The following is a 25,819-nucleotide window of genomic DNA, read 5'->3' as shown; positions in this document are numbered from 1 at the left end:
GGGGTCAGCCCAGGATGGCGCGGGTGACGGCCGTCTGCTCGGTCAGCACGCCGCTGATCACGGCCTGGGTGCGGTCGATCTCCTCCACGACCTCGCTGATCTGCCCCAGCGCGCCGACGACGTGCTCCACCTGCTCCTGGATGGCCCGGACCCGCTCGTCGACGTCCTTGGTCGCGGTGGCCGTCTCCATCGCCAGTTCCTTGACCTCGTCGGCCACCACCGCGAAGCCGCGGCCGGTCTCGCCGGCCCGGGCGGCCTCGATGGTGGCGTTCAGCGCGAGCAGGTTGGTCTGCGCGGCGATGGCCTGGATCGTCTTGACCACCGCGCTGATCCGGCTGGAGGACTCCCCGAGCTCGCTCACGCGCCGGTTGGCCTCCTGGGTCAGTTCCTGACCGCGGGCCACCACCGAGGTGGCGGAGACGACGTTGCGCTCGACCTCGCCGATGGAGGCGACCAGTTCCTGCCCGGCGCTGGCCAGCTTGTCGGCCGAGCCGAAGCGTTCCAGGGCCTGGCCCAGGAGCAGGGCGGTGTTGCGCAGCGCGTGCTCCCGCGAGTCGGACAGGACCAGGGTGGTGGTGGCGAAGAAGTCCATGGTCCCCACGACCTGGCCGGAGACCAGGACGGGGAAGCAGATGCCGGACTTCACCCCGACGCGCTGGGCGGCGGGGGCGCGCACGCAGTCGGCCACCTCGGCCAGGTCGGGGACGAAGACCAGGTCGCGGGTGCGCCAGGCCCGCCCCGAGAGGCCGACGCCCTCGGCGAAGGAGGCGGCCAGGGTGACGCGGCGGAACTCCTCGCCCGCGTCGCCGGACTCCTGCTGGAAGCGCAGGACCCCGGCGGCGGGGTCCAGCTTCCAGTACGAGGCGTACGCCCAGCCGAAGCCGGTGCGGATGGCGTCCAGGGCGCGCCCCAGCGCCTCGGTGCGGGTGGCGGCGGTGGAGACCTCCTGCAGGACGACGGCCAGGGCCTCGGCGTCCTGGACGGAGGCGGTGGTGCGTTCGGTCGCGGCGATCCGCTCGCGGGCCTGGGAGACCAGCGCGCCGATGGCGCGCAGGGTGTCCAGGCGTTCCGGCGAGGGGTCGAGGGTCTCGGTGGTGAAGAAGTCCATCGTGCCGACCACGCGCCCGTCCGCGAGGAGCGGGAAGCAGATGCCGGACTTGACCCCGACGCGCTGGGCGGCGGGGGCGCGCACGCAGTCGGCCACCTCGGCCAGGTCGGGGACGAAGACCAGGTCGCGGGTGCGCCAGGCCCGCCCCGAGAGGCCGACGCCCTCGGCGAAGGAGGCGGCCAGGGTGACGCGGCGGAACTCCTCGCCCGCGTCGCCGGACTCCTGCTGGAAACGCAGGACCCCGGCGGCGGGGTCCAGCTTCCAGTACGAGGCGTAGGCCCAGCCGAAGCGCGCGCGCACCTCGTCCAGGGCGATCTCGACGGCCTGGGTGGAGGTCGTGGCGGCGCCGAGGGCGGTGATGACCGCGCCGATGGCGGCGATGTTGGCGCGGGACTCCGCGGTGGTCGCGGCAGCCTCCTCCTGCGCGCGGCGGACGGCGCGGAACGGCATCGTGGTGCTCCCCTGGACGTCGCCAGCACCGGGCGGGCCTCCGCGCGGCGTCCTCACCGGGCGACCGTGGCCTCCGCTGAGACTGGACCGGTGGTTCGATCCACCCGTGTTGTCGGTCGCGGCGCAGGGGGCCTTGAGCCGTCGCGGCCTCCCGGCGGCGCGCCCTGGAGCACCCCGGGCGGGACACCTGCTCGAATGGCCCCACCGCCGGCTCCCGCGGCGGGGACACGTCGAGGGGGGGACCACGGGCATGAGGCAGCACCGGCGCCGGAGCGTTCCCGCCGCGATCGTCGGCGCGCTCGTCCTGCCCGTCCTGGTGGCCTGCGGCGGTGGGGGCACCGCGCCCGCTCCCGCGGTGACGGGTCCCGCGGTGACGGGTCCGGCGGTGACGGGTCCGGCGGTGACGCCCGGCGCCCCGCCCCCGGCGGCGGCACCGGACGTGGCCGCGCAGCTCGCCCGGCTGGAGCGGGAGTTCGACGCCCGCCTCGGCGTGTTCGCGCTCGACACGGGCACCGGGGCGAGCGTCGTCCACCGCGCCGACGAGCGGTTCGCGTACGCCTCCACCTTCAAGGTCCTCGCCGCCGCCGCGGTCCTGGACCGCACGAGCGCCGAGGAGCTCGACGAGGTCGTCCCCTTCACCGCCGAGGACCTCGTGGACCACTCGCCCGTCACCGAGCTGCACGTCGGCGCCGGGATGAGCCTGCGCGACCTCGCCGCCGCCGCCACGACGGTCAGCGACAACACCGCGGCCAACCTCCTCCTCGAGCACCTCGGTGGTCCCGGCGGCTTCGAGTCCGCGCTGCGGGAGCTCGGCGACACGGTCACCGATCCCGAGCGCACGGAGACCGCGCTCAACGAGGCCGCTCCCGGTGACGTCCGCGACACCAGCACCCCCCGGGCGATGGCCACCGACCTGCACGCCTACGCCCTCGGGGACGCGCTGGGGGAGGAGGACCGCGCGGTGCTGGTCGGCTGGATGCGCGCCAACACCACCGGGGACGCGCTGATCCGCGCCGGTGTGCCCGAGGGGTGGGTCGTGGGGGACCGGACGGGCGCCGGGGGGTACGGCACCCGCAACGCCGTCGCCGTGGTGTGGCCCCCCGCCGGCGCTCCGCTCGTCCTGGTCGTCATGTCCGACCGCGACGCCGAGGACGCCGACCACGACGACGCCCTCGTCGCCGCCGCGACCGCGGTGGCCGTGGCCGCGGTGCGCCCGGGGGCGGCGGTCCTGTCACCGCCGGTCGTTCCCGCCCCGTGAACCCCCACGCCCCCGGGAAACCCCCTCGCGGGGCCACCGGGGTCCCGTCCGGTCCGGGCGGGAATGGCGGGCGGCGGGACGCGGTTCCACCCGGTGCGGACACATGACCAGTCATGCATCAGGCAGACCGGGGTCCGCGCAGAGAGGTGAGGACGATGCAGTTCGGGATCTTCTCGGTCAGCGACATCACGGCCGACCCCACCACCGGGCACACCCCCAGCGAGGCCGAGCGCATCCAGGCGATGGTCCGGATCGCGGTGAAGGCCGAGGAGGTCGGCCTGGACGTCTTCGGGATCGGTGAGCACCACAACCCGCCGTTCTTCTCCTCCTCGCCCACCACCTTCCTCGCCCACGTCGCGGCCCTGACCCGGCGCATCACCCTCTCCACCGCCGTCACCCTGGCCACCACCACCGACCCGGTGCGCATCGCCGAGGAGTACGCGCTGGCCCAGCACCTGGCCGGGGGCCGCCTGGACCTGACCCTGGGGCGGGGCAACACCGTCCCGGTCTACGAGTGGTTCGGGCAGGACATCCGCCAGGGCGTGGCGCTGGCCATCGAGAACTACGACCTGCTGCACCGGTTGTGGCGCGAGGACGTCGTGGACTGGGAGGGGAGTTCCCGCCCGCGGCTGCGGGGTTTCACCTCCACCCCCCGGCCGCTGGACGGGGTGCCGCCCTTCGTGTGGCACGGGTCCATCCGCAGCCCGCAGATCGCCGAGCAGGCCGCGTTCTACGGCAACGGGTTCTTCGCCAACAACATCCTCGCGCCCGACGGGCACTTCCTGCCGCTGGTGAACCACTACCGCCAGCGCTTCGCCCACTACGGCCACGGCACCCCCGAGCAGGCCATCGTCGGCCTGGGCGGTCAGGCGTTCATCGCCCGCCGCTCCCAGGACGCCTTCGCCGCGTTCCGGCCCTACTTCGAGAAGGCCCCGGTCTACGACCACTCCCGTCCCCTGGAGTGGTACGCCGAGCGGACCCCGCTGAGCGTCGGCAGCCCGCAGCAGGTCATCGACCAGACCATGACCTTCCGCGAGACGTTCGGGGACTACCAGCGTCAGCTGTGGGTGATGGACTCCTCCGGCCTCCCGCTGCCCGCGGTGCTGGAGCAACTGGAACTGCTCGGCGCCGAGGTGGTGCCGGTGCTGCGCCGGGAGATGGCGGCGCGGCGCTCCCCGGGCGCGGCGCCCGCCCCGACCCACCGGGCGCGGGTCCGCGACCGGTTCGGGGACGGGCCCACCCGCCAGGCCCGGCCCAACCCCAACCGGGGGGACAACCTCGCCGGTGCGCTGCCCTACCAGGACAGCGACACCGCCCGCCCGGCGGACCTGCCCGTCCTCGCGTGACGGGCGAGGCGCAGGACCGGGCGGGGGGACGGGACCGCGCGGGCGGGCCGGGCGCGGTGCCCGACCCGGCGGCCCGGGAGGACGTGCGGCTGGCCAACGAGGCGTGGGAGTCCCTCTTCCGCGCCCAGTCCGTCCTGGCCCGCCGCTTCAGCGCCGACGACGTCTGGCAGGAGGTCTCACCCACCGAGTACGACGTGCTCCACACCCTCGTCGCCCACGAGGAGCGCCACCGGGACCCGGGTGGGCCCGAGGGGCTGAGCATGGTGGAGATCAACCGGGAGGTCCTGCTCACCCAGGGCGGCATCTCCCGGCTGGTCGCCCGCCTCGTCGCCGGGGGCCTGCTCCAGCGGCGGGGGGACCCCTGCGACCGGCGCGCGACCCGGGTCGTCCTCACCCCGGCGGGACGGGCCGTGCAGCGCGCCGTGGGACGCCGCCACGCCCGCGCGGTGAGCGCGGCCATGACCGCGGCGCTCACGGGGGAGCAGCTGCGGCAGCTGCGCGACCTCACCCGGCAGCTGACCGAGCGGGCGGCCCGCGGGCCCGGCGGCTGACGCCCTCCCCGTGGAGCGCGGACCGCGAGCCGCCCGGTGCCCCCCGGGTGGCCCTACGTCGGGGTCGAGGGCCGGGTGAGCGCGAGCTCCCCGACCGCCTGCTGGAGGGCGGCGGGCAGCTCGGCCGCCGGCACGGCCCGGGCGAAGTACCAGCCCTGCGCGGCCGAGCAGCCGGCGACCCGCAGCTGCTCGGCCTGCTCGCGCTCCTCCACCCCCTCGGCCACGACCGCCATCCCCAGGGCCTCGGCCAGGTTCAGCACGGCCAGCACCAGCGCCCGGTCCCGGGCGGAGCGGGTCATGCCGGCGACGAAGGACCGGTCCACCTTCACGACGTCGAAGGGCAGCTCCTGCAGCTGCGAGAGGGAGGAGTAGCCGGTGCCGAAGTCGTCCAGCAGCAGCGACACGCCCAGGTCCCGCAGCTCCGCCAGGACCTGCGGAGCGGTGCCGCCCTCCACGACGGCGGTCTCGGTGACCTCCAGGCCGACGCTGCGCGCGCCCAGGCCGTGACGGGCCAGCAGCCCGGCGACCTGACCGGGCAGGACGGGGGTGAGCTGGTGGGCGCTGACGTTGACGGCGACCTGGAAGTCGTCGTCGACCTGCCCGCGCGCGCGCCAGCCGGCCAGGTCGGTCATCACCCGGTCCAGGACCCAGTCGCCGAGGGCGTTGACCAGCCCGGCGCTCTCGGCGACGGGGATGAACTCGTCGGGCCCCACCGGCCCGAGCTCGGCGCTCCGCCAGCGCAGCAGGGCCTCCGCTCCGACGGCGTGACCCGCCCGGGGGCCGGTCAGGGCCAGGACCGGTTGGTAGTGCACCGCCAGTTCCCGCCGTTCCACGGCCCGCTGCAGGCCCTGCTCGAGCAGGAGCAGGCGGTGGGTGCGGGCGGCGATGTCGGTGGAGAACACCTGGAAGGCCCCCGGGCCCCGCCGCTTGGACTCGTACATGGCGGCGTCGGCGTCGCGCAGCAGGGTGCGGGGGGTGGCGCCGTCGCCGGCGAGGGCGACGCCGATGCTGCCGCTGACGTGCAGGGTGCGCCCGTCGACGAGGACGGGTTCCGCCCACACCCGGGTGAGCCGGGCCGCCGTCTGCACGGGGCCCACCGCGCCGCTGGAGTCCTCGCACACGACGGCGAACTCGTCCCCGCCCAGGCGGGCCAGGACGTCCGCGGGCCCCAGCTGCGCCATCAACCGCGGCACCACCTGCTGCAGCAGGGCGTCGCCGATCTCGTGGCCGAAGGTGTCGTTGACGTGCTTGAAGCGGTCGAGGTCGATGAGCAGGACGGCCACCGCCCCGCCCCGGGCGGCGCGCCGGGCGAGGGCGGCGGCCACGGTGGCGTGCAGCAGCCGGCGGTTGGGCAGCCCCGTCAGCGGGTCCTGGGTGGCGCTGCGCCGCAGCCGGGTGGTCATCTGGGCGGTCAGCATGCTGGTGATGACCAGCGTGGCGGCGAAGATCGCGATGCTCACCACCTTCGTGCCGAACGCCCCGGGCAGGGCGGCGGACGCGGTGACCAGGGCGACGCACGCGGCGGCGACGTGCAGCCAGCGGGCGCGGGCGGAGAAGATCCCGGCGTAGGGGGAGGTCCACAGCAGGAAGAGCATCAGGGGCCCTCCCGCCTCCCCGGCCGCGACGTGGGCGGCGGCGACGACGACCTGCGCGGAGAGGATGCAGGCGTGGGAGAGGACGGTGAACGCCCGCGAGGACAGCCGCAGGAGGCTGACGACCTCCATCACCGCACCCGCGGCGAACGCGGTGACCGCGCAGGTCAGCACCGGGGAACGGGTGGCCGCGGGCAGGACCACGAGGGCGAACAGCGCAGCCAGCGCGCCCCCGAGGACGTACTGCAGGCCGAGCACGCGGGCCAGGGTGCGGCGGGCGAAGACGTCGTCGGCGACCTCGGCGGCCGCCACCGGCGCGAGGGTGCGCCACATCTGCGTCAGGCCCACTCCCTGCTTCCTTCCGCTCACCGTGCCCGTCGGGGCACGAGCGGCCCCCTCCTCGTGATCGGCACGGGGAGGGCCGGACGGCGGACCGCGTCCGCACCCGCGGTGGAGCGGCTCCGCTCCGGCCCCGGGAAGTCCCCAGCCTACCGAAGCCGGGGCGGTCACCCGCGGTCCGCGAGCCGGCCGGGCGCCCACGACGACGTCGCTCCCGCACCCACCTCCCGGTGCCGGCCGGTGGCCGCCGTTCAGCTCGGGAACCCCGTTGCCGATGCAGTCCGTGCGCCGTCCACCCGTCGTGCGCGCTCGCTGACCTCAGCCCCTGGAGACGACGTGCCGCGGTTCCTGCTCGACCTCAAGGTCAGCACCAAGATCCTCAGCAGCTTCAGCGCCGTCTGCCTGCTGCTGCTCACCGTGGCCGGGGTCGGTCTGCTGCAGCTGTCGCAGGCCCAGCACCGCCTGCAGACCGTGAGCGAGGAGAGCGTGGCGGGCCAGCAGGCCCTGGGGAAGGTGGCGACCTCCTCCCAGCGCGCCACCAAGGACCTCTTCGCCCTGGCCCTGGTGCCCTCCGAGGAGGCCAGGACCACCTTCGGCGAGGACCTGCAGGAACTGCTGGACGACTGGGACGCCTACCGCAGCAGCGGCCCGCAGGTGCCGGCCGACCAGCTCGACGCCGTCGACGCGGCGCTGGAGGAGTACGCCGCCGGGACGCAGGTGCTGGTCGGGATCGCGATGACCGGTGACCAGGTCGAGTTCATGGACACCCGCAACGACGCGTCGATCCCCGTCGCGCAGGGCGGCATCGCCCACGGCGCCGTCGGCGACACCCTGGGCGTCGTGCAGGACACCGCCACCGCCGTCGCCGCGCAGGCCGCCGCCGACGGCGCCGCGGCCCACGGCCGCGCCCGGCTGCTGCTGATCGGTGTCGCGGTGCTCGCCGTCGTGCTGTCGGTCGCGCTGTCGGTGCTCATCTCCCGCTCCATCGCCGGACCGCTGGCCCGGACCCGCCGGGTGGCCGAGGCGCTCGCCGCGGGCCGCCTCGACGAGCGGGTGGAGGTCGTCGGTCACGACGAGGTCGGTCAGACCGCGCTGGCGCTGAACACCGCCCTGGACCAGGTCTCGGCCACCATCGCCACCATCGGCCGCAGCGTGCAGAGGTTGCAGGGCGCCTCCGGCAGCCTGGGCGAGGTCGCGCAGCGACTGTCCTCGGGTGCGCAGGAGTCCTCCGCGCAGGCCGACGTCGTCCTGCTGGCGTCGGGCGACATCGCCGTCAACGTCAGCACCGTCGCCGCTGCCGGGGACGAGATGTCCGCCGCGATCCGCGAGATCGCCGCCTCCACCGCCGACGCCTCCCAGGTCGCCTCCGCCGCCGTCGCCTCCGCCGAGGACGCCCGCACCACCATCGAACGCCTCTCGGTGTCCTCGCGCGAGATCGGCGACGTCGTCAAGCTCATCACCTCCATCGCCGAGCAGACCAACCTCCTGGCGCTGAACGCCACCATCGAAGCCGCGCGGGCGGGGGAGATGGGCAAGGGCTTCGCGGTGGTGGCCGGTGAGGTGAAGGAACTCGCCCAGCAGACCGCGCGGGCCACGGAGGAGATCGTGGGGCGGGTCAACGCCACCCAGGCCGACGCGGCGTCGGCGGCGGCGGCGATCGGGGAGATCACCGAGGTCATCGCCCGCATCGACGGGTTGCAGTCCACCATCGCCGCGGCGGTGGAGGAGCAGTCGGCGACCACCTCCGAGATGGTCCGCAACGTCACCGAGGTCTCCAACGGCTCCCAGGAGATCACGAGCAACATCTCCGGCATCGCCTCCGCCGCGGCGCGCACCACCACCGACGCCGGCGCCACCCAGACCGCGGCCGACGAGGTCTCCAGCGCGGCGCAGGACCTCCGGACCGCGGTGGGCGCCTTCCGGTTCTGATCCGGTCCTCACCCGACCGGGTCCGGGGCCGGTTCGACCACGGGCGGCACGGGGGACGCCCGACCCGCGGGTTCCCGTCGTGCGCAGGGGTTCAAACCCCCGCGGGGTCCTGAACCCGCGGTGGGCTCGCCGCCGCGCCCTGGACGACGACCACGGCGGCCACGACCGCCAGGGCCGCCCAGAGCGGGGCCTGCGGCAGCAGCGCACCGGCCCCGGCGGCGAGGGACAGGACGAGGACGGTGGTGCTGCGCGCGGGGGTCAGTTCGTGGCGCAGCACCAGCCACCAGACGACGAGGAGGAACACCGCGACCGGCACGGTCACCGTGGCCGCGGCCGCGACGGGGGAGAGGTCCCCGTGCCCGCTCTCGTGGTCGATGAGCACCTCGACGCCGGCGGAGAACGCGCCCGCGGCGGCGAAGACGAGGTAGTGCCCGTAGCCGTACACCAACGCCTGGCGCACCCCGGTCAGACGGCGGTGGTGCTCGGCGGAGAAGTAGACCCACCACGCGCCCGCGGCCAGGGTGAGGGAACTCCCGGCCAGCAGCAGCAGCGCGGGCAGGTGCTCGGTGTCCTGCAGCGCGTCGATGACGGCGTTGGCCGAGGCCAGGATCGACTCCCCCAGCACGATGAGGGTGAAGAGCCCGTACCGTTCGGCGACGTGGTGGGGGTGCCAGGGCGTGGGCCCGCGCCGTTCCGCCCAGACCGGCACGGCGAGTTCGGCGAGGGCCAGCAGCACGAAGGTGCGCAGCCCGCCCTGGTCGGGCACCAGCAGGCGGGCCACCCAGGCCAGTTGCACGACCGCGATGCCGACGGCGTAGCGGGTGGCGGTGCGGCGCAGGCCGACGTCGCCGCGCGCGGCGCGCGACCACTGCACGACCGCGGCGACCCGCATCACGACGTACCCGGCGGTGACGACCGTCAGGTCGCCGTCGGCGAAGACGTCGTGCACCCCCGCCGCCAGGACCAGCACCCCGGCCATCTGGGCGAAGGTGAGGACGCGGTGGAGCCAGTCGTCGGTGTCGAAGGCCGAGGCGAACCAGGTGAAGTTCACCCAGGCCCACCACACCGCGAAGAACACCACCGCGTAGTGGACCAGCCCGTCGAGGGCGTGGCCCCCGACCAGCGCGTGGTGCAGCTCCACGGCGGCCAGCGAGACGGCGACGACGAAGACGAGGTCGAAGAAGAGTTCCAGCGGGCTCGCGACCCGGTGGCTCTCGCTCCGGTCCCGCGGGGTCATCGGCCGCAGGCCCGGGTGCCTGCGCCTGCTCGGCGGCACCACGGTCACCGCGCGGTCCTGGGCGGTCATGGGTGTGCTCCGTCCTGCCTGCTGTCCGTCGTCCTGGCCATCGGCACCGGGTCAGCGACCGGTCAGCAGTTGCTCGAAGGGGGTGGGGGCCGCCAGCACCGGCCGGGTGCGGCGGGGGGGACGGGCCAGGACCAGCGGCGCCAGCTCCCGCCCGGCTCGCTGGACGCGGGCGGTCAGCGGTGGGACCGGCGCGGTGCCGGAACTCGCGGTGCCGGAACCGGTGGCGCCGAAGTCCTCGGTGGCGCCGAAGACGCCGGTGGGGACGGTGAGGGTGCGCAGGTGGGCGAACAGCGGTCGCACCGCGTGCTCGAGGGCCAGGGAGTGCCGGACGGTTCCCGCGGTGGCCCCCAGCAGGACCGGAAGACCCGCCAGCGCCCCGTCCTCGACGACGTCGAAGAACGTCTTGAACAGACCGCTGTACGAGCCGGAGAAGACGGGGGTCACGGCGATGAGGCCGTCCGCGCCGGTGACCGTGGCCAGGGCCTCCTGCAGGGTCGCGGAGGCGAAACCGGTGCTCAGCGCGTTGACCAGGTCGTGGGCGTGCTCACGCACCTCCACGACCGTGACGTCCACGTCCGCCCCGCCCGCGGCCAGCGCCGCCACCGCCGCCTCGGTGAGGCGGTCGGCGAGCAGACGGGTGCTGGAGGGTTCGCGCAGACCGGCGGAGACGACCGCCAGACGGCGGTGCTCGTGCCCGTTCCCCCCGATCGGGGTGTCCACCAGTACCGGGGCGCTCACGCGTGGGCCTCTTCGGCGCGCCGCCCGGTGACGTCGTCCACGGCGTGGACGGTGCCGTCGTGGGCGCCGCCGGCGGCGGCGACCAGGGAGGCGTGGGTGGGGGCGTCCGGCACGTGCGCCGGGCGCCCGATCGCCATCTCCTTCCGCAGGGCCGGCACGATGTCCCCGCCGAGGATCTCGATCTGCTCCAGGACCGTGGAGAGCGGCAGACCGGCGTGGTCGATGAGGAACAGCTGGCGCTGGTAGTCCCCGACGTGCTCGCGCATGGACGCGTAGCGCTCGACGACCTGCTGCGGGCTGCCCACGGTCAGCGGGGTCTGGGCGGTGAACTCCTCCAGGGAGGGGCCGTGGCCGTAGACGGGGGCGACGTCGAAGTAGGGGCGGAACTCCTTCACAGCGTCCTGGGAGTTCTTGCGGGCGAAGAACTGACCCCCCAGGCCGACGATGGCGGTGTCGGCGGGGCCGTGGCCGTAGTGCTCGAAGCGCTGGCGGTAGCGCTGCACCATCTGCTGCGTGTGGGTGGTGGGCCAGAAGATGTTGTTGTGGAAGAAGCCGTCGCCGTAGTACGCGGCCTGCTCGGCGATCTCGGGGGTTCGGATGGAACCGTGCCACACGAAGGGGGCCACGCCGTCGAGGGGACGAGGGGTGGCGGTGAAGGACTGCAGGGGGGTGCGGAACCTCCCCTGCCAGTCGACGACGTCCTCGCGCCACAGCCGGCGCAGCAGGTCGTAGTTCTCCACCGCCAGGGCGAGGCCCTCGCGGATGTCCTTGCCGAACCAGGGGTAGACCGGGCCGGTGTTGCCGCGGCCCAGGGTCAGGTCGACGCGCCCGTCGGCCAGGTGCTGCAGCATCGCGTAGTCCTCGGCGATCTTGACCGGGTCGTTGGTCGTGATCAGCGTGGTGGCGGTGGAGAGGACGATGCGCTGCGTGGCGGCGGCGATGAAGCCGAGCAGGGTCGTGGGCGAGGAGGGGACGAAGGGCGGGTTGTGGTGCTCGCCGGTGGCGTAGACGTCCAGGCCGACCTCCTCGACCTTGCGGGCGATGGCGACCTGCGCCTTGATGCGCTCGTTCTCGGTGGGCACCCGCCCGGTGGTGGGGTCGAGGGTGACGTCCCCGACGCTGAAGACCCCGAACTGCATGGTGTGCTCCTGACTCGTGTATTTGAAGTCTCAACTACCTGACGTCGATCGCAACGCGCGACCCCGGGGGCTTGTTCCCCGCCCAGCCCCGGGCGCGGTCACGAGGGGCGGGCGCCGAGGTCGGTGCACGAACGCAGGGCGTCCTTCTCCGCGACCGCTCCCTCGGCGGCGGCGCCGGTCAGCGGCACCGGTACCCCGGAGCGGATGGCCGCCGGCTGCCACCGGGCCCCGGGCGCGGCCCGGCCACCGGCCGCGGCCCCCGTCCCCGCCGGCGCCGGCGTCGTCCGGCCGGGAAGGGTCAGGGTCAGCACCCCGGTGCGGGCCGCGACCCCGCCGCGGGCGTAGAAGACGAAGTTGCCCAGCCCGTAGTCCACGTACCCGCTGCGCCCACCGGCCCGCTTCCAGCCCGCCCCCAGCAGCTGGTGGGCGTGCGAGCCCACGACGGCGTCCGCGCCGGCGGCGACGAGGTCGTCGGCCAGCGACTCCTGCGCCGGGGAGGGGCAGGAGGTGCGCTCGGCCCCCCAGTGCAGGACCACCACCACCGAGGCGCCGCGCTCGTGGGCCTCGTGCACCCCGGTCAGCAACCGCCGGCGGCCCGCGTCGGTCTTCACCGACGCCACGCCCCCCTGCGCGGTGGTGGCCGTCCACGCCGTGGCCAGGGAGGCGTCGAGGACCTGGGTGGCGTTGAAGACGGCGAGGTCGTGCCCGCGCACCGTCGTCGTCCACGGGGCGTACGCGGCGTCGGCGTCCTCCCCGACGCCGATGACCGGCAGCCCCTCGGTCCGGCTGGCGGCCAGGGTGTCGCGCAGGCCCACCGGGCCGTAGTCGAGGCTGTGGTTGTTGGCCATGGCCGCCACGTCCACGCCCGCCTGCTCCAGCGCCGCCAGCGCGCTCGGCGGAGCGCGGAAGGTGTACCGCTTGGGGGCGGCGGTGCCGCGTCCGGTGACGGCGGTCTCGAGGTTGACGACGCTGACGTCCGCGGCCGAGAGGACCCCGGCGACGGCCGCCAGGGCGCCGGGTTCCAGCGCCGCGGCGCTGGAACCCTCGAAGTGGACGTCGCCGGCGACGGCGACCGTGATCGGCCCCGCGGCCCCGGCGGCGGCCGCCGGACCGTCCTCGGAACGCGCCTCGGCGCCCGCTGCCGCGGCGGCCGGGTCCAGCCCCGCGGACGCCTCCGCGGCGGCGGCCCGCGGCGACGAGCCGCACGCGCTCAGGGACAGGACCGCGACGGCGGTCACGGCGGCCCCTCGGAGCAGGAGGGGGTTTCGGGTGCTCGTGGGCACGGGGACGTCAGGTTCCTCTCGGCGGGGAGTCGCGGCGCAGGGCCACCGGTCCGGCAGGTCAGCCGTGCAGCGCGGTGCGCAGGGTGGCGACCGCCTGCGCGACCGCGGCCTTCGCCGCCTCGGTCTGGTGCAGTGCGTTGACCATGACGAAGTCGTGGACGATGCCCTGGTAACGCACCTGGGTGACCGGGACCCCGGCCTCGCGCAGCTTGACCGCGTACGCCTCGCCCTCGTCGCGCAGGACGTCGGCCTGGGCGGTGATGACCAGCGCGGGGGGCAGGCCGGTGAGCTGTCCGGTGCTGGCGCGCAGGGGGGAGGCGGTGATCTGCGCGCGGTCGGCGTCGCTGGTCGTGTACTGGTCCCAGAACCACTGCATGCCTTCGCGGGTGAGGAAGTAGCCGTTGGCGAACTCGTGGTAGGAGGGGGTGTCGAAGGCGGCGTCGGTGACGGGGTAGAACAGCACCTGCGCGCGCAGGTCGACCCCGCCGCGTTCCTTGGCCATCAGCGTCAACGCGATGGCCATGTTGCCGCCGACGGAGTCCCCGGCCACCGCGATGCGGGAGGCGTCCAGGCCGTGGGCGGCGCCCTCGCGCACGACCCACTGCAGCGCCGTCCACGACTGCTCGTTGGCGACCGGGTAGCGGGCTTCGGGGGAGCGGTCGTACTCGGGGAACACCACGGCGGCACCGGTGCCGACGGCGAGGTCGCGCACGAGGCGGTCGTGGGTGTGGGCGTTGCCGAAGACCCAGCCGGCGCCGTGGGTGTAGACGATCACCGGCAGCGCAGCACCGGTTCCAGTTCCGGTGGTGCCGAGGGGTTTGACGATCCGCACCGGGACGCTGCCGGTGGGCCCGCCATCGACGGTGATCCACTGCTCGTCGACCTCGGGCTTGTCGATCGGCTCGTCCTGGACGGAGTCGACGGCCTTGCGCCCGCCCTCGGGAGCGAGCTGGTAGAGGAAGGGGGGTTCGCTGGTGGCGTCGACGAACGCCTGGGCGGCGGGTTCGAGGGAGATGTTCCTGGGGTTTCCGGACACGGGAGGACTCCTGTCGGTGACGTAGGAGCAGGTCGGCGCAGGCCGGTCCTGAGGGGCGCCCCTCGAGGGCCGGAAGAAATCCTCGAGTTCCGTGCGGCCGCTGCTCAGGAACAGCATCCTGCCGGAGGCCGGGGGCTGGGTGAGCCCTCCAGCCTGACCCTGGTGGGGTCTGGTTGCCGCCGCTGCGGACCACCCGGCCTCGCCCCTCGCCGTGGCGACGGGGGTGCTGCCGCGCGTGGTCCCCCCTTCGCGTGCGGTTCCCGGCCGGTACGGGTTCGCCGCGGCGTCCGCGCCCGACCGCCCCGCGACCACGGCGCTCGTGAGCGGGTTGCGATGCGGCGTGTCGTCGGTCGGCCGCCGCGGGCGGCGGCTCGCGAGGTGCTGTTCCGAGGTCGGTGTAACAGCTGCGGGACCCGCTGCGTCCTGACCTGTGACGGAGCCGGGCACGCAGACAGCGCGACCGAACCTCCGCCCTCGTTCGAAAGGGCACGAGCACCATGAACACCCAGCTGTCCCAGATCTCCCGCCACCGCAAGGTCGTCACCGCCGGTGTCCTCACCGCCGCCGCACTGCTCGCCGGCGCCGGCGTGGCCAGCGCCGCCGGCCCGGTCACCGGCACCGGTACCGGCTCCGGCGCCCACGGCGTCCCCGCCGCCACGGTCATCCACTTCGCCCACGGCGCCACCGCCGCCAGCGTGAAGGGGACGGTCGGTCCCGGGGAGGACGACCGCTACGTCTTCGACGCCAAGGCCGGGCAGACCGCCAGCTTCCACCTGGCCCGCTCGACCTCCGCCCAGACCTGGACCCTCGTCGGGCCCTCGGGCCCGGCCGTGCACGACGCGCACAGTTCCCGGCAGTCGGACTTCACCTACCGCCTGCCCGAGACGGGGCGCTACTACGTGGACATCGTCTCCACCCGCCCCTCCAGCTACCGCCTGGACCTGTCCATCCCGGCCAGCACCAAGCCCGTCAAACCGACCAAGCCCGCGAAGCCCAGCACGGGGACCGAGCCGGGTAACGGGGGTGGGGTGCACGGGGACCTGCCGGTGGTGGCCGAGGCCACGAAGATCGACTTCCCGGCCGGTCGCACCAGCGCGTCGGTGACGGCGAAGGTCGGCCCGCAGGACCGCGCGGCGTACACCTTCGAGGCGAAGGCCGGGCAGCGCGCCCGGATCCAGCTCGACGGCTCCTCCACGGGGACGTTCGCGCTGATCGCCCCGGACGGGACCCCGTTGCACACCACGAAGAGCCGGAACCAGAGCGACGTGACGGTGACGCTGCCGACCTCGGGGTTGTACCGGATCGACGTGCAGGACGCGGTGCACACCGGCGCCCAGCAGCTCACGCTGAGCATCCCCCGGCGATGAGGTTCCCCCGCTGAACGGGCCCCCGGGAGCCGGCGTCTCGAACGCCGGCTCCCGGCTCGCCGCGCCGCGCGCCCCGTCAGGGCCGGTTCCCGCCCCGATCGTCCGGACCGGTCGTGGTGGGGTGGGAACCGGTGGCGAAGGTGCCGGTCAGGCCGTCGAACCAGTCGAGGACGGCCCGCTCGTAGCGCAACCCGAAGTCGAGGGTGACCAGGTCGACGTCGCCGGCACCGGCGGCACGTGCCCGCTGTTCCTGGGCCCGGTAGGCCTCCCAGCGCGACTGGTGCAGCGCGCGGTGGGAGGCGAGGAAGGCGGTGAGCTGCTCGGGGGGCAGGTGCCGGGCGAAGGCCAGGGTCAGCAGCAGCGGGTAGCGGATCTGCTCCTCGCCCGGGGGTTGCGACAGCCACTGCGCGAACGCCGAGCGCCCCGCGTCGGTGAGGCGGTAGGCGCGTCGGTCCCGGGGTCCCGTCGAGTCGGTGGTGATGAGACCGGCGGTGGCCATGCTCGCCAGCTCCCGGTACACCTGGCTGCGGGTCAGGGACCAGAAGTCCCCGATGCGTTCCTGGGCGGTCACCATGAGGTCCCACCCCGACTGCGGGCCCTCGTGCAGGAACCCCAGCAGCGAGCCCACCGTGGCGTTGATGCCGCCCATGACCACCCCGTCTCCCCGTGCGCGTCGTCGTCCCGGCGGCGCCGTTCCCTTGACAGTCCACTGTGGACGGACGATGCTGCGAGGACACCGTCCACAAGGGAAGGTACGTCATGGATGTCCACGCCCTGCTGCTGGCGGCCCACGTCGGGGCCGGGTGCGCCGGCCTGCTCATCGGGGCCGCCGCGCTCCTGGCCCGCCGACGCCGGGGCTGGCACGTGCGCCTCGGGCGCGCCTACCAGGGGGCGGTCGCGCTGATGACGTCGACCGCGCTGGTGCTGGCGGGCACCGCCGTCACGACCCCGTGGGGTCTGGTGGCCATCGCGGTGGCCACCGAGGCCGCGGCTCTCGCGGGGTGGGTCGTCGCCCGTCGCCGCCGCCCCGGGTGGCTGCCCCTGCACATCTCCCTCACGGCCGGGTCCTACGTCTCCTTCGTCACCGCGGCGTCGATGGTGAACTGGTCCAGCCCGCTGGCCTGGGTGCTGCCCACGCTCATCGGCTCACCGCTCATCGCCTGGGCCGCGCGCCGGGCCCGCACCCCGGGTCCCGCGTCCCGGCCGGCCCTCCGCCGCACGCTCGCCTCCTGAGCGGGGAACCCCCCGCCGCGCACCGTCCACCCCGGCCGGGTGGACGGCCGCCGGTGCGCCGACCGCCGGTTCCCGCGGTCCCCGGCGGGATCGCGAGACCGGTCGCCGTCACCGCGGCACCCCGCTCGCCCCGAGGGTCGTGCGCTGCGCGGGCGGGCCGGCCGCGGGGGAGGGCAGGTCGTCCTCGGCGAGGAGGAGGGCCTCGTCGAGGTCGAGCCGCTCCTGCAGGCGCCACAGCTGGGTGTCCTCCAGCCCACCTCCACGCACCATCGCGGCCAGGACCTCGCGCTGGCGGGCCAGCGTCGAGCGACGCAGCTGCCTCAGCCGCTCCGGGTGGATCTGCTCCCCCGCCCCGGTTCGGGACGGGTGCAGGTGCCGGCGCAGGTGCTCGACGACGGCGCGGTCGCCGGGGTGGTGCTCGGCGTGGAGCCGCAGGTGCTCCTCGGCAGCCCGGCCCAAGGTACTCACCGCCGCGGTGAGTGCGGCGGTCTCCTCGTCCCGGCTGTCATGGGCGTGGGCCCAGCGGATCACGGCGGGCAGGGTCGCGCCCTGGACCAGCAGGGTGGCGCCGACGACGACGAAGGTGAGCACCAGGACGGCCTCGCGCCCGGGGAAGGGGGTTTCCCCGACGCTGACGGGCACCGACAACGCCGCCGCCAGGGAGACGCCGCCGCGCATGCCGGACCAGGCGGCGACCACTCGCAGCCGCCACGGCACCCGCAGTTCGCGCTGGGCGGGGCGGCGGTCCAGCAACCGCACCAGCCAGGCGGTGAGGAACAACCACGCCACCCGCACGGCGACGATCACCGCGGCCAGCAGCAGCCCCTGCCCGACCAGCTGCAGCGCCCGTCCGCCGTCGACGCCGGGGGAGTCGAAGACGGCGCGCGCCTCCAGACCGACGAGGACGAAGAGGGCGCCGTTGACCAGCCAGCTGGTGGTCTCCCAGAAGGCGTGCACCTGCAGGCGCCCGGCGGCGGGGACGGCCCGCCGGGCGGCGCGGCTGATGCCCAGCGCGCAGACGACGACGGCCACGACACCGGAGGCGTGCACGGTCTCGGCCAGCACCGAGGCCGCGAACGGTTCGGCCACCGAGACCGCCGCCAGGACCAGCGGGTCGCGCACGCGCCGCACCGCGAGCAGGCCGGCCGCGGCGACGAGCGCGCCCACCGCGGTGCCGCCGGCGTAGGACCAGGCCAGTTCCCCCGAGGCCGAGGCCAGGCTGACGTCGGCTCCTCCGGCGGCGGAGACGGCGATGCCGAGGAGGACCAGCGCGGTGCCGTCGTTGATGAGGGACTCCCCGCGCAGGATGGTCGTCAACCGCAGCGGCAGAGCCCGGGAGTAGGCGGCGACCGCGCTGGCGTCGGTGGGGGCCACGACCGCCCCCAGGATCCAGGCGGCGGTCCAGCTCAGGCCCAGGGCGTGGGCGGTCACGGCGACGACGGCGGCGGTGGCGATGACCAGGGGCACCGCGGTCAGCAGGATCGCGCGCCGGTAGCGCCAGGCGTGCTGGACGGAGGTGGTGTACCCCTCCCAGTACAGGATGACCGGCAGCAGCACCAGCAGCACGAACTCCGGTTCCAGGTGCACCTGCCCGCCGGAGGGCAGCACGGCCAGCGCGCAACCGAGCAGGAACAGCACCGAGGGAGCCGGCAGGTGAGCGCGCCGGGCCAGGGCCGGGGCCAGCGCCACCACGACGGTGGTCACGACGAGCAGCACGTGGGTGGACACGATCACTCCTTGGAGCGGGACGGGCAGGGGCGGAGCGGCCGGCGCAGCCTCGCCGCACTCGCCGTCCGCCGGGACGGGTGCGGCCGAGCGTGTTCGCGCCCCGGCTCGGCCGGGGTTCCGGGCCGATCCACCCGCCCCCGGTCGCGGCGGCGACCCGGGGGCGGGCGGACCTCCGGGACCGTGCCGGGTCAGACGGCCTGGGCGGTGGGCAGGACGGTGATCTCGGTGAGGTTGACGTGCGTGGGCACCGAGGCCACGAACGCCACCGTCTCGGCCACGTCCGCCGGCTGCAGGCAGTCGACGTCGCGCAGCAGGTCGGCCATGAGCCGGCTGGCGTCGGGGTCGGTGACGTGGTCGGGCAGTTCGGTGTCGACCATGCCCGGCTCCACGGTGGCCACCCGCACGCCCTTGGCGCCCAGTTCGGTGCGCAGCAGGCGGGTGAGGTGGCTGACGTAGGCCTTGGTGGCGGAGTACACGGAGAACTTCGGCAGGACCCGGGTCGCGGCGATGGAGGAGGTGGTGATGAGGTCCGCCGGGCCTCCCGCCGCGGCCGCGGCCTCCAGGGAGTGGACGAACACTTCGATGGTGTTCATGACGCCCTTGATGTTCAGGTCGATCTGGGTCTGCCAGTCGTCCACCCGCAGGGCGTCGATCTCGGAGATGAGCTGCACCCCGGCGTTGGCGAAGACGAGGTCGACGGTGCCGAACTGCCGCTGGACCGCCTCGGCGGCGGCGGCCATCTCCTCCCGGGAGGTGACGTCGGTGGGCAGGGTCAGGACGGTGCCGCCGGCAGCGGTGATGCGTTCGGCGAGAGCCTCCAGCTCGTCCTTGCGTCGGGCGAGGACGGCGACCTTCGCGCCGAGGGCGGCCAGGCGTTCGGCGGTGGCTTCGCCGATGCCGCTGGAGGCGCCGGTGACGACGGCGACGCGGCCCTGCAGGGTGGTGGTGGTCAGGACGGCGGACACGGGTTTCTCCTTCACGGTTCGGGGTTCGGGGTTCGTTCGGGTGCGACCGGCGTCGGTGCTCAGGCGTCGGTCAGGGACGCGCTGGGGCTGCGCCGCTGCGGGACGACGTCGGCCGCCCCCTCGGCGGTGTCGTCGTGGGCGGTGGCGATGGAGGCCTCCCGCCAGGCGGCGAGGTCGTCGTGGATCCGCTCGATCAGGGTTTCGCGGCGTTCGACGGCGTCGCGACCCAGGTAGAGGTGGGAGGGCAGCACGTCGCCGGCGACGACCTCGCGGATGAGCGCGGCGCCCTTGACGGGGTCGCCCAGCTGGCTGTGGTTGGCCTGCGAGCTCCAGTCGAGGGTGACGTGGGCGGGGGTGCCGTCGTAGTCCGCGATCCGCTGCGCGGGCAGCGAGAGGGAACTGGCGTCGAGGAAGTCGGTGCGGAAGACGCCGGGCTCGACGACCGTGGACTGGATGCCGAACGGGGCCAGTTCCGCGGCGAGCGCCTCGCTGATCCCGGCGACGGCGAACTTGGTGGCGCTGTAGAGACCGACACCGGGTTCGCCCTCGAAACCGGAGCGGGAGCCGATGTGGACGAGCTTGCCCGAGCGCTGGCGGCGCATCACCGGCAGGACGGCCCGGGTCAGGGCGAGCAGGCCGAAGACGTTGAGGTCGAAGACCGAACGCGCTTCGGCGTCGCTGACCTCCTCGACCGCGCCGAGCAGGCCGCGGCCGGCGTTGTTGACCAGGACGTCGATGCCGCCGAAGCGGTCGACGGCGGCCTGCACGACGGCCGGGATCGCGGCGTGGTCGGTGACGTCGAGGGCCAGGGGCAGCAGGTGCTCGGACGCCTGGAGGTCGGTGGGCAGGCGGTCGGTGCGGCGGGCGGTGAGGACGACGTCGTCGCCGGCGCGCAGGGCGGCGCGGGCGATCTCGGCGCCCAGGCCGCGGGCGGCGCCGCTGATCAGCCAGGTGGTCATCGGGGGTGCATCCCTTCGTCATCGTCGTGGTCGGTGGGGTCTGGTGCTGCGTCGCGGGGGCCGGGCGTCCCGGGTCCCCGCTCGCGGGTCGTTCGATCTGTTCCGCCGCGCGGTGCGCCGGCGAGGTCGGCTCGCTGCCGGCCCGGGTTCCTGCTGGGGTGGTGCGATCGCCCCGAGGTGCCGTCGCCGGCGACCCGATCCCAGGTTGCCCGGTTCCCGGGGGGGTGAACCAGGCAGTGGTGCAGCCACCCGGTCGGGTTGCGCCCCTTCGGGTCGTCGCTCGCACCAGGGGGCGACGGAACCGTCACGACGGCGTCGGTCCGTGGTGACGGTCGCTGCGGGGACGAGCCACGAGGGGTCCGGGAACTCCGCGCCCGGGTCGTTCAGCGTCCGGCGCGGGCCAGGACGGCGTCGCGGGAGGCGACCACCTCGTCGTGCAGGGCGCGGACGTCCACGCCGAGCAGTTCTCCCGCCCACTTGCGCGGGGTGCCGGCGACGAGGACGCCCTGGATGTTGCGGGCGTCGGCGGACAGCACGACCGTGCCGACGGGGTCGTTGGCGGGCATGGTGTTGACCGCTCGCGCGTCGACGACGAGGACGTCGGCCTGCTTGCCCGCGCTCAGCGAGCCGGTGACGTCGCCCAGGCCGTTGGTGCGGGCACCGTCGGTGGTGGCGAAGTCGAGGACGTCCTGCACGCCGATGCGCGGGGGTGCCTGCTCACCGCTGCCGTGGGCGCGCTCGACGGCCCGCATCCGCTGGATGGCCAGCAGCGCCCGCATCTGGGTGCTCATGTCGCTGGCCAGGGCGACCTCGACGTCGATGCTGAGGCCGGGGCGGATGCCCACGGCCAGGGCTTCGTCGACGGCGGGGACGGCGTTCTCCAGGCCGATCTGCGCCTCGGAGGTGGGGGCGGTGGAGATCGTGGTCCCGGTGGCGGCCACGGCCCGCCAGGCGTCGGCGTCCAGGCCGTTGCAGTGGATGAGGGTGACGTCGGGGGAGAGGAGGCCGGCCTGCTCCCAGGCGCGGATGGCGCGCGATCCGCAGGCGTCGAACACCGCGTCGACGCTGACCCCCACGCCCAGGTCGGCGGCCACCTGCGCCAGTTCGGGCCCGTAGGCGAGTTCCGGGCCGGCGATCTCGTCGGTGGCCAGGGCGGCGACGCGCAGGGTGAGCAACTGGTCGTCGGTGGCGAAGTACTGCTCCCGCAGCCGGGTGAGGTCCTTGGGCCACTGCCCGTCCCAGGCGCCGAAGTGCGGGCGCATGGAGGCGTGCACGCCGCGGATCCCGGTGTCCAGCAACGCCTGCACCCCGGCGTCGGAGTGGGCGGCGCTGCGGGCGTTGTGGGCGAAGTCGAGCATGCAGGTGATGCCGCTGTCGATGGCGGTCAGTGCCGCGAGCCGGGTCCCGAGGTAGACGTCCTCGGGCCGGTAGGCCGGGGCGAGGCCGACCAGGGTGGAGGTGACGTACTCGCCGAGGTCGTCGACGTCCGGCATCAGCTGGCGCAGCTGCGCCTCCCAGGCGTGGCGGTGGGTGTCGACGAAACCCGGGGCGAGGAGGTAGCCGGTGGCGTCGAGGACGAGGGTGTCCGCGCTGTGCTCCAGGGTGCCGACCGGGCCGACGGCTTCGATGCGGGTGCCGTGCACGAGCAGGTCGCCGGGGGAGAGGACCCCCACCCGGGGGTCCTGGGTGACGATCACGGCGCCGGTCAGCAGCAGGGGACGGGTGCCGGGGCGCGTCAGCAGCGCCTCACGGGCCTGGGGGGAGTCGATCGGCAGAGCGGTCATCGTCGTGGTCCTTCCTGCGAGAGCGGTGGAGGAACCGCGGGGCGGGGTGCGGTTCCGGGACGAGAGTGCGAGGGGACGCGGTGCGCAACCAGGGTGTGATGGGGCCAGGCAGCACCGCGGCCCCGTCCCCGGGCGGGGAGTCCGTGCTCAGAGCAGGTCGAGCAGGCTCAGCACCTCAGCGGCCCGGTCCCCTCCCGCGGGCTGGACCCGTTCGTGCCAGTGGGTGCCGGCGGTCCAGCTGACGAACCGTTCCAGCGCGACCGGTCCCAGGTCGGGGTGGTGCACGGCGTAGGAGGTGCGGGGGCGGTACCGGGTGCGCAGCCCGGACCACAGGCGCCGGAAGGGCGGGCTCAGCGCCCGCAGTTCCTCCACCACGAGGCGCCCGCGCTCGCCGCCACCTCCCGGCGCGCCGCCGGGGCGGGCGCGGTCGGTGCGGCGGGTCGCGGTGGAGACCCCCCGCGGCCCTGCGGCGGCTCCGCCGGCGGGCTCGGCCTCGGGGCACGCGCGACCCGCGCACGTGACGGCGTCGCCGGCGCCCGCCCCGGGGCCCGCCCTGGGGCCCGGTGCGCTGCCCGGTGCTGCCGCCCGCAGCTGAGCCACCACGGCGAGCTGCACCTGCTGGTGGTCCAGGAAGAACCAGCTGGCGTCGGGGTGCAGGAAAACGGCCCGGGCGAGGTTGGTGACCTCCCCCAGCGGTGCGTGCAGGAGCCGCCACCGGCGATCGGTCCAGAGGACGTCGAGCGCGCTGCTCAGCGACGCCGAAGCGGCGAGCGGGCGGGGCGGTTCAGGGCACACCCGCCACCGTAGGTCCGTGCCCGCGGCCGAACCTGGGTGTCCTACTGCTCCCCAGCAGCGCCCAGGACCACCCTCGACGAGGCCGGGTCCGTGCTGGGCGTGCTGACCGCCCGGTCGGAGGTCCAGGAGGAGGAGGCGGCGGACAGCGAGGCCGGGTCGGCCTCGGCCAGGGCGCGCAGGCGCCGGCCGCTGACGCTGGCCGGCTCCGCGCGGTAGACGACGAGCTGGTGGCCCGGCATCGCCGAGACCTCCAGGGCGTCGAACTGCACGGTGATCGCCCCCACGGCGGGGTGGAACAATTCCTTGCTGTCGTGGGTCTTCGGTTTGACGTCGTGCGCGGACCACAACTGCGCGAAGGCGTCGCTGCCGGCGCGCAGGGTCCTGATGAGCTCCTCGCGGCGGGAGGCGCCGACGTGGACGTCCGCCGTCGCGTGCAGGTTGGCCACGCAGCTGCTCGCGGCGCGCTGCCAGTCGGTGTAGAACCGCGGCCCGGCCGGGTCCAGGAAGACCATGGCGACGAGGTTCTCCGTCGACCGGAAGGGGGTGAACAGCCTGCGCGCCAGGGGGTTCATCTCGAGGATGTCCAGGACCGGGTCGAGCACGAAGCAGGCGGCGTCCGGCCAGGTGTTCATCAGCCCCACCAGCGAGGCATCCATCGGCGCGCGGGCGGAGGGCAGGGGCGGTGTCCACGCCAGCTGCGCCAGGGAGTACGTGTGCCGTCGCTCCTCCGGGCTCATGCCCAGGACGTGGGCGAGGGCGTCGAGCACCTGGGCGGAGGGGTGCGTCTCGCGCCCCTGCTCCAGGCGGGTGTAGTAGTCCACGCTGACCCCGGCCAGCTGAGCGACCTCGTCGCGGCGCAGTCCGGGGACGCGGCGCGGGCCCAGCGAGCGCAGGCCGACGTCGTCGGGAGAGGTGGCGGCACGCCTGGCACGCAGGAAGCTGCCGAGTTCGCTCTGCTTCGCCATGGCAGGTCAGGGTAGGTCCGGCTCACCGCGAGGGCAACGTCTGCTCAGCCCCCGTTCCCTGCCCGCACCCGCCGGACCCGTTGCGGCAGTGCCGAGGAGACCGAACCCACCTCCTCGCCGCGGTGGGTAGGAGTGGTGGGGCCTCCCACCCGTGCCGGGTCCCGGTGAGACTGCAGTCCGGATCAACGCTCGGAAGGGGAACGCGATGCGGATCGCAGTGCTCGGTGCAGGCAACGTCGGCTCGGTCCTGGCCCAGGGGTGGGCCCGCAGCGGGCACGACGTGGTGGTCGGGGCCCGTGACGTCGCCGCCCGCAGCGGTCACGGCCTGCCGGTGGCGACCCTGGCGGACGCGGCCGGCGCGGCCCAGGTCGTGGTCAACGCCCTGCCCGGCGTCCAGAGCGTGGACATCCTGCAGCAGGTGGGAGCGGCGGCGTGGGAGGGCAAGGTGCTCATCGACGTCGCCAACGCCTTGACCGCCCAGTTCACCCTCGCCTACCCCAACGCCAGCCTGGGGGCGCTGCTGCAGCGGACCTTCCCCGCCACCCGCGTGGTCAAGACCCTCAACACGGTGCCGGCGGCGGTGATGGCCGAGCCGAAGTCCCTGGCCGGTCCCAGCTCGGTGTTCCTCTCCGGCGACGACGGCGAAGCCAAGCAGGTCGCCTCGATCCTGCTGGGGGACCTGGGGTGGCAGGAGGAGACGCAGGTCGACCTCGGCGACATCCAGACCGCTCGCGCCAGCGAGCACTACCTGTTCCTGTCGATGGCCCTGATGGGCGTCACCGGTTCCACGACCTACAACGTCCAGGTCGTGCGGTGAACGCCCCCACCGACAGCGCGGTCCTGGAGGGAGGACGGGGAGCGGCGAACCGGGCGGTGCGCTTCCGCCGCTACGGCGGGCCGGAGGTGCTCGAGGTCCTCGCCGTGCCGCGCCCGGTCGCCACCCCCGGCACGGTGGTGGTGGAGGTCGTCTCCGCCGCCCTCAACCCCGGTGAGATCGGCATCCGCGAAGGCGCCTTCGCCCTGATGTGGCCGGCGACCTTCCCCGAGGGCCAGGGCAACGACTTCTCCGGTGTCGTGGCCGAGGTCGGCCCCGGGGTGCACGGCGTGCAGGTCGGCGACGCGGTGCTGGGTTTCACCCCCCGTGCCGCGCAGGCGCAGTTCGTCCTGACCAGCCCCGACCGGCTCGCTCCGCTCCCGCCGGGCCTGGGGTGGGACGAGGCCGCGTCGATCGCCGGGGCCGGTGCGACGGCGTGGGCGGCGGTGCGCGCGGTGGACCCCCGGGCGGGGGAGACGGTGCTGGTATCCGCCGCGGCCGGCGGGGTGGGGGTCGTGGCGACCCAGCTGGCCCTGCTGCGCGGTGCCCGTGTCGTGGGGACCGTCGGGGAGGCCAACGAGGAGTTCCTGACCTCGCTGGGCGCGGTCCCCGTGCGCTACGGGCCGGGGTTGCTGGAGCGGGTGCGGGCTGCGGCCCCGCAGGGGCTGGACGCCTGCGTGGACACCTTCGGCCCCCCCAACGCCGAGGTCGCCCTGGCTCTGGGGGTTCCCGCCCACCGCGTCAACACCCTCGCCGACGGGCGGGCCGTGCAGCGCTACGGCGTGCGGCACGAGGCGCAGGAGCAGGCCGACACCCCGCAGGTGTGGTCCGAGCTCGCCCAGCTGGTCGCCCAGGGGCGCCTGCACATCCCGATCGCTGCGACCTACCCGATGACCGAGGTGGCGCAGGCGTACCGCGACCTCGGCGCGCGGCACGTGCGCGGCAAGCGCGTCCTCCACATCGCCTCCGCGGCAGGCCGCGCGGAACTCACCCGCTGACCCCGTCGCGCACGGGCGGCCGCCCGTGCCTGCCCGCGCGGGCACCCGGCCCGCTCCCACGACCGACCCCGGGCCGTCTCGCCCGCGGAACCACCAGACGACGTCCGGCACCTGCCTGCCGGTGGAAGGAAGGACG

At 74.8% G+C, this 25,819-nt stretch carries 22 protein-coding genes; 8 read left to right on the top strand and 14 right to left on the bottom strand.

From position 1 onward, the window contains the following. Positions 1-4 precede the first annotated feature (4 nt). The gene (locus KRAD_RS01415; RefSeq protein WP_011981445.1) at positions 5-1,558 is read right to left on the bottom strand and encodes a GAF domain-containing protein; all 1,554 of its coding nucleotides are present in this window, start codon (positions 1,556-1,558) and stop codon (positions 5-7) included. Positions 1,559-1,808: 250 nt separating this feature from the next. On the opposite strand from KRAD_RS01415, the gene bla reads away from it, so the two are divergent. The 3 genes from bla (at position 1,809) to KRAD_RS01400 (ending at position 4,713) form a co-directional block, all read left to right on the top strand. Then, positions 1,809-2,816, top strand: a complete 1,008-nt coding sequence (gene bla, locus KRAD_RS01410) for a class A beta-lactamase (protein WP_011981444.1) — start codon at positions 1,809-1,811, stop codon at positions 2,814-2,816. 155 nt (positions 2,817-2,971) lie between these two features. After that, positions 2,972-4,162 (top strand): LLM class flavin-dependent oxidoreductase, encoded by a 1,191-nt coding sequence (locus tag KRAD_RS01405; RefSeq protein WP_011981443.1) that lies wholly within the window; start codon positions 2,972-2,974, stop codon positions 4,160-4,162. Continuing rightward, entirely contained in the window at positions 4,159-4,713 is a 555-nt protein-coding gene (locus tag KRAD_RS01400; RefSeq protein ID WP_011981442.1) for a MarR family winged helix-turn-helix transcriptional regulator, read from the top strand. Before KRAD_RS01405 ends, KRAD_RS01400 begins: the two co-directional genes overlap by 4 nt. 53 nt (positions 4,714-4,766) lie before the next feature. On the opposite strand, the gene KRAD_RS01395 is transcribed toward KRAD_RS01400, so the two are convergent. Continuing rightward, positions 4,767-6,653, bottom strand: a complete 1,887-nt coding sequence (locus KRAD_RS01395) for a putative bifunctional diguanylate cyclase/phosphodiesterase (RefSeq protein ID WP_049821031.1) — start codon at positions 6,651-6,653, stop codon at positions 4,767-4,769. Between the two features lie 327 nt (positions 6,654-6,980). Here KRAD_RS01395 and KRAD_RS01390 point away from each other — a divergent pair, with 327 nt between their 5' ends. Then, positions 6,981-8,573: a methyl-accepting chemotaxis protein gene (locus KRAD_RS01390; RefSeq protein ID WP_011981440.1), complete on the top strand. Its 1,593-nt coding sequence runs from the start codon at positions 6,981-6,983 to the stop codon at positions 8,571-8,573. A 91-nt stretch (positions 8,574-8,664) separates the two neighbouring features. On the opposite strand, the gene KRAD_RS01385 is transcribed toward KRAD_RS01390, so the two are convergent. From KRAD_RS01385 to KRAD_RS01365, 5 genes are all read right to left on the bottom strand, one after another. After that, a complete protein-coding gene (locus tag KRAD_RS01385) occupies positions 8,665-9,879 on the bottom strand; it encodes a low temperature requirement protein A (RefSeq protein WP_011981439.1) in 1,215 nt (404 codons plus the stop codon). Positions 9,880-9,930: 51 nt separating this feature from the next. Next, positions 9,931-10,617: an FMN reductase gene (locus tag KRAD_RS01380; RefSeq protein ID WP_011981438.1), complete on the bottom strand. Its 687-nt coding sequence runs from the start codon at positions 10,615-10,617 to the stop codon at positions 9,931-9,933. Continuing rightward, positions 10,614-11,756, bottom strand: a complete 1,143-nt coding sequence (locus tag KRAD_RS01375) for an LLM class flavin-dependent oxidoreductase (protein ID WP_011981437.1) — start codon at positions 11,754-11,756, stop codon at positions 10,614-10,616. Before KRAD_RS01375 ends, KRAD_RS01380 begins: the two co-directional genes overlap by 4 nt. Positions 11,757-11,854: 98 nt before the next feature. Next, a complete protein-coding gene (locus KRAD_RS01370) occupies positions 11,855-12,994 on the bottom strand; it encodes a CapA family protein (RefSeq protein ID WP_011981436.1) in 1,140 nt (379 codons plus the stop codon). A 103-nt stretch (positions 12,995-13,097) separates the two neighbouring features. Then, positions 13,098-14,075 (bottom strand): alpha/beta hydrolase, encoded by a 978-nt coding sequence (locus KRAD_RS01365; protein WP_011981435.1) that lies wholly within the window; start codon positions 14,073-14,075, stop codon positions 13,098-13,100. Between the two features lie 497 nt (positions 14,076-14,572). On the opposite strand from KRAD_RS01365, the gene KRAD_RS23830 reads away from it, so the two are divergent. Further along, a complete protein-coding gene (locus tag KRAD_RS23830; RefSeq protein ID WP_011981434.1) occupies positions 14,573-15,442 on the top strand; it encodes a pre-peptidase C-terminal domain-containing protein in 870 nt (289 codons plus the stop codon). A gap of 76 nt (positions 15,443-15,518) precedes the next feature. Here KRAD_RS23830 and KRAD_RS01355 read toward each other — a convergent pair whose 3' ends face one another. Then, positions 15,519-16,091 carry a PadR family transcriptional regulator gene (locus tag KRAD_RS01355; protein WP_011981433.1) on the bottom strand — a complete coding sequence of 191 codons (573 nt, stop codon included), beginning with the start codon at positions 16,089-16,091 and terminating at the stop codon, positions 15,519-15,521. A 110-nt stretch (positions 16,092-16,201) separates the two neighbouring features. Between KRAD_RS01355 and KRAD_RS01350 the strand changes: the two genes are divergently transcribed. Then, positions 16,202-16,675, top strand: a complete 474-nt coding sequence (locus KRAD_RS01350; protein ID WP_041291834.1) for a DUF2306 domain-containing protein — start codon at positions 16,202-16,204, stop codon at positions 16,673-16,675. Between the two features lie 108 nt (positions 16,676-16,783). Here KRAD_RS01350 and KRAD_RS01345 read toward each other — a convergent pair whose 3' ends face one another. The 6 genes from KRAD_RS01345 to KRAD_RS01320 form a co-directional block, all read right to left on the bottom strand. Then, a complete protein-coding gene (locus KRAD_RS01345; protein WP_011981431.1) occupies positions 16,784-18,403 on the bottom strand; it encodes a Na+/H+ antiporter in 1,620 nt (539 codons plus the stop codon). A 188-nt stretch (positions 18,404-18,591) separates the two neighbouring features. Continuing rightward, the gene (locus KRAD_RS01340; protein ID WP_011981430.1) at positions 18,592-19,368 is read right to left on the bottom strand and encodes an SDR family oxidoreductase; all 777 of its coding nucleotides are present in this window, start codon (positions 19,366-19,368) and stop codon (positions 18,592-18,594) included. 59 nt (positions 19,369-19,427) lie between these two features. Next, on the bottom strand, positions 19,428-20,327 hold the full coding sequence (locus KRAD_RS01335; RefSeq protein WP_011981429.1) for an SDR family NAD(P)-dependent oxidoreductase: 900 nt from the start codon (positions 20,325-20,327) through the stop codon (positions 19,428-19,430). 383 nt (positions 20,328-20,710) lie between these two features. Continuing rightward, entirely contained in the window at positions 20,711-22,111 is a 1,401-nt protein-coding gene (locus tag KRAD_RS01330) for an amidohydrolase family protein (RefSeq protein WP_011981428.1), read from the bottom strand. A gap of 147 nt (positions 22,112-22,258) precedes the next feature. Next, entirely contained in the window at positions 22,259-22,906 is a 648-nt protein-coding gene (locus KRAD_RS01325; protein WP_011981427.1) for an MmyB family transcriptional regulator, read from the bottom strand. 41 nt (positions 22,907-22,947) lie between these two features. After that, positions 22,948-23,871 (bottom strand): helix-turn-helix transcriptional regulator, encoded by a 924-nt coding sequence (locus tag KRAD_RS01320; RefSeq protein WP_011981426.1) that lies wholly within the window; start codon positions 23,869-23,871, stop codon positions 22,948-22,950. 205 nt (positions 23,872-24,076) lie between these two features. Between KRAD_RS01320 and KRAD_RS01315 the strand changes: the two genes are divergently transcribed. Both KRAD_RS01315 and KRAD_RS01310 read left to right on the top strand, forming a co-directional pair. Then, complete coding sequence (locus KRAD_RS01315; protein ID WP_011981425.1) at positions 24,077-24,688, top strand: NADPH-dependent F420 reductase; 612 nt, start codon at positions 24,077-24,079, stop codon at positions 24,686-24,688. Then, complete coding sequence (locus KRAD_RS01310) at positions 24,685-25,683, top strand: NADP-dependent oxidoreductase (protein ID WP_011981424.1); 999 nt, start codon at positions 24,685-24,687, stop codon at positions 25,681-25,683. Before KRAD_RS01315 ends, KRAD_RS01310 begins: the two co-directional genes overlap by 4 nt. Positions 25,684-25,819: the final 136 nt, after the last annotated feature.

Origin of the sequence: Kineococcus radiotolerans SRS30216 = ATCC BAA-149, assembly GCF_000017305.1 — a bacterium.
Taxonomy (GTDB): domain Bacteria; phylum Actinomycetota; class Actinomycetes; order Actinomycetales; family Kineococcaceae; genus Kineococcus; species Kineococcus radiotolerans.
This window is presented reverse-complemented; position numbering and strand designations above follow the sequence as displayed.